Source organism: Clostridium tarantellae, assembly GCF_009295725.1.
In the GTDB taxonomy this organism is placed as follows: domain Bacteria; phylum Bacillota; class Clostridia; order Clostridiales; family Clostridiaceae; genus Sarcina; species Sarcina tarantellae.
This window is the reverse complement of record NZ_WHJC01000198.1, coordinates 1-6,167: the sequence shown is the minus strand read 5'-3', so window position 1 is coordinate 6,167 and position 6,167 is coordinate 1. Positions and strand designations below refer to the sequence as shown.

The window sequence follows — 6,167 nt, the reverse complement described above, 5'->3', positions numbered from 1 at the left end:
ACATTATATTTTTAAAAAATCAAAGAAAAATATACGACTACTTTCGACAATTATGATTATTATTTTATCAAATCTTACGTTATATTTTTCCACAATTCCCTTTAAATGAAATTGATTAAAATATAATACATTATTTTATTTTAAATATAGTTATATATTTTAATTAACTATAATTTTTTTCCAAATTTAAAAGTTAATTAATTTAATTATTTCAATAATTTTTTTATATAAAATAATTGCCACCAATTTATTATAAATGGTGGCAATTGGGTGGCAAAGCCTATTTTTATCACATCTTAAATTGGCTTAAACCCTTATTTTATCTTCTTTAGCTTAACTACTGTTTCAACGTGAGGTGTATTAGGGAACATATCCATTAATAAAGTTTTTTCTACTTCATAACCTTTTTCCTCTAATACTTTTAAATCAACAACTAGTGATTTAGGATTACATGAAACATATATAATTTGAGGTGCATTAAACTTTATAACATAATCTAAAGCTTTTGGATGTACTCCACTTCTTGGTGGATCTAAAATAATTATATCTGGTTTATCCTTAACTTCTTTAATAGTTACTGCTACATCACCAGCTATAAAATTACAATTGTTTAATCCATTTAATTTAGCATTTTCATTAGCTGCAACTACTGCTTCTTCTATAAGCTCAATTCCAACTACTTTTTTTGCTTTTCCTGCTGCAATTTGACCTATTGTTCCAGTTCCACAATATAAATCAAAAACAACTTTACTGTCTGCATCTCCCATAAACTCTCTAACTATGCTATATAATTTTTCAGCTCCTAAAGAGTTTGTTTGGAAGAATGAAAACGGAGATATCTTAAAGTTTAATCCTAAAAGATTTTCAGTTATAAAATCATCTCCATGTAATAAATTAACTTTTTCAGGTATAACAGCTTCTGATAATGAATTATTTTCAGTATGTAATACTGATTTTAAAATTCCTTTATATTCTTGTTTCTTTAATAATTCAGTGTATTCTGTTAAGTCGAAATCAATTTGAGTTGTAGTAACTAAATTTACTAAAATCTCACCTGTTTTTGAACTTTTTCTAACTATAAGATTTCTTAAATATCCTTCTCTAGCCATTATTCTGTAGTAAGGTAATTTTTTTTCTCTAAAATAATCTACTGTTAATGATAATATTTTTCTGAAATCTTCATCTACTAAATAACATTCATCAACTGTTATAATGCCAAATGATTTTCCTTTCATGTGCATTCCAAGAGTAAGCTGGCCACCCTTTTCCATATCACCAAAAGTAAACTCCATTTTATTTCTATATTCCCATACTATAGGACTAGTTTCTATTCCTAAAAATTCTCCTGTTGATACATTGCCTTCTTTAAACAAGTCCTTAACTTGATCAACTTTAAACTCTAGTTGTTTTTCATAAGGAACTGTTTGAGAAGAACATCCTCCACATATTCCAAAATGAGAACATTTTTGTTCCCCTTCATAACTTGCTTTTTCCCTTACTTCTAAAACTTTAATTTCAGCATATTCCTTCTTTTTCTTTGATACCCTACCAAATATCTTTTGTCCTGGAAAAGTATTTTTAGCATAAACTTTTAAATCATTTTTATATCCAAAACCTTTAGAAGGAAACTCCAAACCTTCAATTAAAATTTCAATCTCGTTACCTTTTCTCATTAGTATTCTCTCCTAGTTTAATTTCATTATTTTTTCGCCAATAGTGCCACTTAATTTTGTTGCTTTTAATATAGGAGCGTAAAAAATATTAGCTAAAACAAATATTATAAAGTAGAAAGGAACTCTTTCTGCAATAAAATATCCCATAGGTCTTAATATTAAATCTATTAAAAATAATAATAGTAATGATATTAATAATATGATTGCTTCATCTATTACACTCTGAACTAATCTTTTGAAAAATGAAGGTTTTTTATTATTTGGCTTATTAACAACATCCTTAACCTCAATAGTTTCTATTACACCTTCTTCATCATTTGTAATTTCCATATTTTCAACTAATTCATCTACTAACTTTTCATTATTTTCTTCATCATTAGGTAAATTATTAAGTTCATTATTTTTGTCTTCCATACTGCCTCCTAATTTTCATATTATTATTTTGCAAATTCATTATTTAAATATACTACATTTATTATTTTATGTAAATCAATAGCATATAAAATAACTGATTATTGATTTTATTCAATAATCTTAATTTCTTTATTTTATCATTGTTTTTTTACAATTTATTGTCAATTATATATTTTTATACCAATATTTATGTCTAATAAAATATATACAAATAAAAGAGGTACTATAGACTACAAATTTTATTAATTTCATAACACATCACCATGAAAATAATATTATAAGCATTCTAAAGTAACCTCTTCCCTTTTAGCTATTAACCCCTAAAAATTTATAGATAGTTTATAAAATCTTCTTTAAATTCTTTATTTCATAGTCTTTAATCATCTTTTCATTACTTTCATTATTAATAATAATACTAACTATTCCTTCTTTGCAATTTAAAATTTGCCCTTTTACTTTTGTTCCTATTACATTTACAGATGTTCTTTTTTTAAGTAATTTAGTATTAATTGAACCACAAAATTCACAATTTTCCTGTGTTAAAAATACTCTTTGACACTCTAGACAATAATTTAAACTTTGCATTTTGTTCGCCTCCCATAAATATAAATAAAATTTATTAAAACTATATTAATATTTATGTAGGAATTTTATATATTAATACTACTTTACTTAATTTCTTATAAATTAATTTAATATAGAATTCTCTTATCTTCTATTCTTTTAGTTACTTTAGTATTATCTAAATATTCCATAATAGGTACTAAATATTTTCTTGATGTATTTAATATTTTTTTTACATCTGCTAAAGATATGCTATTATTTTCTTTTAAATAATTAACAATCTTATGTTTACAATCTTTTAGGACACTTTCATGCATTAAAATATTGTCTTCTATTTTAATAATCTCTTTACTTTCAATAAGCATGTTAAGAAGTATTTCACATGTTTTTTTATCCTTTTCATAAGCTATTATATCTTGAAACTTTGGTGGATAAACACTACCTTCATAATAAGATTTTAAAATAAATTCTTTTAATTTTTTTTGTTCTTTGGTAAGTTTTACTTCAAATTCTTTTAAAGAAATAACTTTATCACTTTGCTTTAAAATATTTCTTTCTTCCATTAACTTTATAAACTCTTGAAACTTTTTCTGTTTAATATTATTTGAAAATACTTTACTTCTAACTTCTTCTTTTCCCATACCTAATTTTAATTCATTATTAGTATGAAATTTTTTTAAAACATTATATATTTCTTCACTTTTTTTATTAAAAAATTTATTGTGTACGTAATTAACTTCTTCACTAGCTACTAACTTCATTATTTTTTTATCATTTAATAAATTTAATAAAATGTTATCTATATTTTCAATATTTCTTCCAACTTCTTTAACTATTAAATTTTTTGTTGGAAATACTTCACTAACACTGTATATAGCATTTTCAACTATATCTTCAATATTGCCACTTTCTCTTAATTTTAAACTTTCTATGTATTCTTCTTTAAATCTTCTTCCTTTTGTTGCCTTAGGGTCTAATACAACTCCTCCACCTAATGTATACATAGGTGAATAATTTCTTATAACTAACCTATCTCCTTTTTGACAACATATTTCCTCTTCTAATCTCAATTGAATAAGAGCCTCTTCTCCTGGTTTAATTTCATCTTTATCTAATATAATAACTCTACCTAAAATTTCAGATGTTCCATAATAAACTTTAACTCTTTGTCTATTTGTTAAATTTTTATTATTAGAGTTTAAGTATTTAAACTTTAAATTTATCATATAAGATGGCAAAATTATATTAGGTGAACAAATAATATCTCCTCGTTTAATTTCTTCTTTTTTTATAGAAGTTAAATTTAAAGCAGCTCTTTGTCCTGCTTCTCCAAAATCAACGTCTTTATCATGTATTTGAATATTTCTAATTTTGCACTCTAATCCTTTAGGATTTAACTGAACAGTATCTCCAACATTAACAGTTCCACTTAGAATAGTTCCAGTTACTACAGTTCCAAAGCCACTTACAGAAAATACTCTATCTATTGGCAATCTAAAATGTCCTTCTTTATCTTTTACTTCAACTAACTCTACTACTTTATCAATTTCTTTTATAAGATTTTCTATTCCCATTCCTGTTTTAGAAGATACCTTAACTATGGATGAATCTTTAAATTTTGTTTTATTTAAATATTCTTTTACTTCATCACTTATCATTTCCATCCATTCATCATCAACTGAATCACTTTTTGTTAACACTATAATTCCTTTTTTTATATCTAATAATTCTAAAATCTCTAAGTGCTCCTTAGTTTGGGGCATTATACCCTCATCTGCTGCTATAACTAATAATACTACATCTAATGAAGTCGCTCCTGCTAACATATTTTTCACAAACTTCTCATGCCCTGGTACATCAATTATTCCTGCTCTTTTTCCTGAAGGTAAATCAAAAAAAGTAAATCCTAAGTTAATAGAAATCCCTCTCTTTTTTTCTTCTTTTAAATTATCAGTTTCTCTTCCTGTTAATGCTTTTATTAGAGTTGTTTTCCCATGATCTATATGCCCTGAAGTTCCTATAATTACATGCTTCATATATTTTCACCTATTTTCTTTAAAGCTTCATAAATCTCAATATAATCTTCTTTTAATAAAGTCCTTACATCAATACAAATATTATTCCTAATTATTCTACATATTATAGGTACTTTATTTGCTCTTAAAGCTTTTTCTAATTTATCTGAAGAAATTTTATTAGAATTTATCTTAATTAAATATGTAGGTAGCTCACTTTCTGGCATAGCTCCTCCACCTACTGTAGATACACCTTCTTCTACCTTTATATTATAAATACTACTTAAACCTTTTAATATTACCATTAATTCTTCACACTTTAATTTTAATTCATTTTTATTGGCAGTCATCATTTTTAATGTAGGAACTTTTTCTATTGCCTCTTCTTCATTTAAATAATGCTTAAAAGTACTTTCTAAAGCAGCTAAAGTAAATTTATCAATCCTTAAAGCCCTAGTTAAATGGTTTTTCTTTATCTTATCTATATAAACTTTTTTTCCAACTATTATTCCAGCTTGTGGACCTCCAAGCATTTTATCTCCTGAAAAAGTAACAATATCAGCACCTGCTTTTATACTATTTAAAACAGTAGGTTCCTTCTCTAAACCATATTTCTCTAAATCTATTAAAACTCCACTTCCAATATCTTCAATAATTAAAGTATTATTTTTTTTTCCTATTTCACATAAAGTTTCAATATCTACTTCACTAGTAAAGCCTAAAATTTTAAAATTAGAACTATGAACCTTTAATATTGCACCTGTATCATCATTTATTGCATTTTCATAGTCATAATTATGGGTTCTATTAGTAGTACCTACTTCTATAATCTTTGCTTTAGAAAAATTCATAACTTCTGGTATTCTAAAAGATCCTCCTATTTCAACTAATTGTCCCCTTGATACTATAACTTCTTTATTTTCACATAAAGAATTAAGCACCAGCATAATTGCAGCCGCATTATTATTAACTATTAAAGCAGATTCAGCACCTGTTATTTTTATTATTAAATCTTCTATATGTGAATATCTTGATCCTCTCTCACCTTTAACTAAATTATATTCTAAATTATTATATCCTCTAGCTATTTTTAATAAATTTTCTACTGAATCTTCACTTAATAGCGCTCTTCCTAAGTTAGTATGTAATACAACACCAGTAGCATTTATTACTGGTTTTAAATTTAGTTCATTATTATTAATTAAATTTTCTCTACATACATTAATACATTCTATTAAAGAAGGAACTTTTTTAACTTTATCTTCTAAAATTCCTTTTCTATAAAAATTAATAACTTTACGTAATTCATCTATTACAAAGCTTCTATTAAATTCATTAATTAAAATATTACATTCTGATAATTTTAATAATTCATCTATCTTAGGTAAAGTCCTTAAAAGTTCTCTACTCATTTTATTCTACTCCTTTTAATGTCTATTGTTTAAAATATTATAATTATATTAATTTATAAACTCCAAAATATTCAAATATATAATAAATA

General features: G+C 24.6%; 5 protein-coding genes. All 5 read right to left on the bottom strand.

Features of this window, described 5'->3' with window-relative positions; translation table 11 throughout:
* Positions 1-314: 314 nt before the first annotated feature.
* The 5 genes from rlmD to selA all read right to left on the bottom strand — a co-directional run bounded on the left by rlmD (position 315) and on the right by selA (position 6,078).
* Positions 315-1,673, bottom strand: coding sequence for a 23S rRNA (uracil(1939)-C(5))-methyltransferase RlmD (gene rlmD / locus GBZ86_RS11310; protein ID WP_152890740.1), 1,359 nt, complete (start codon positions 1,671-1,673; stop codon positions 315-317).
* 12 nt (positions 1,674-1,685) lie between these two features.
* The gene (locus GBZ86_RS11305) at positions 1,686-2,087 is read right to left on the bottom strand and encodes an RDD family protein (protein ID WP_152890738.1); all 402 of its coding nucleotides are present in this window, start codon (positions 2,085-2,087) and stop codon (positions 1,686-1,688) included.
* A 339-nt stretch (positions 2,088-2,426) separates the two neighbouring features.
* The gene (locus GBZ86_RS11300; RefSeq protein ID WP_152890736.1) at positions 2,427-2,672 is read right to left on the bottom strand and encodes a hypothetical protein; all 246 of its coding nucleotides are present in this window, start codon (positions 2,670-2,672) and stop codon (positions 2,427-2,429) included.
* 107 nt (positions 2,673-2,779) lie between these two features.
* Positions 2,780-4,687 (bottom strand): selenocysteine-specific translation elongation factor, encoded by a 1,908-nt coding sequence (selB, locus tag GBZ86_RS11295; protein ID WP_152890734.1) that lies wholly within the window; start codon positions 4,685-4,687, stop codon positions 2,780-2,782.
* Positions 4,684-6,078, bottom strand: coding sequence for an L-seryl-tRNA(Sec) selenium transferase (gene selA / locus GBZ86_RS11290; protein WP_152890732.1), 1,395 nt, complete (start codon positions 6,076-6,078; stop codon positions 4,684-4,686). Before selA ends, selB begins: the two co-directional genes overlap by 4 nt.
* Between the last annotated feature and the right edge of the window lie 89 nt (positions 6,079-6,167).

Bases quoted from the DNA above. Each gene is read 5' to 3' on its own strand.
- rlmD (WP_152890740.1), bottom strand. From the start codon at position 1,673: ATGAGAAAAGGTAACGAGATTGAAATTTTAATTGAAGGTTTGGAGTTT.
- GBZ86_RS11305 (WP_152890738.1), bottom strand. From the start codon at position 2,087: ATGGAAGACAAAAATAATGAACTTAATAATTTACCTAATGATGAAGAA.
- GBZ86_RS11300 (WP_152890736.1), bottom strand. From the start codon at position 2,672: ATGCAAAGTTTAAATTATTGTCTAGAGTGTCAAAGAGTATTTTTAACA.
- selB (WP_152890734.1), bottom strand. From the start codon at position 4,687: ATGAAGCATGTAATTATAGGAACTTCAGGGCATATAGATCATGGGAAA.
- selA (WP_152890732.1), bottom strand. From the start codon at position 6,078: ATGAGTAGAGAACTTTTAAGGACTTTACCTAAGATAGATGAATTATTA.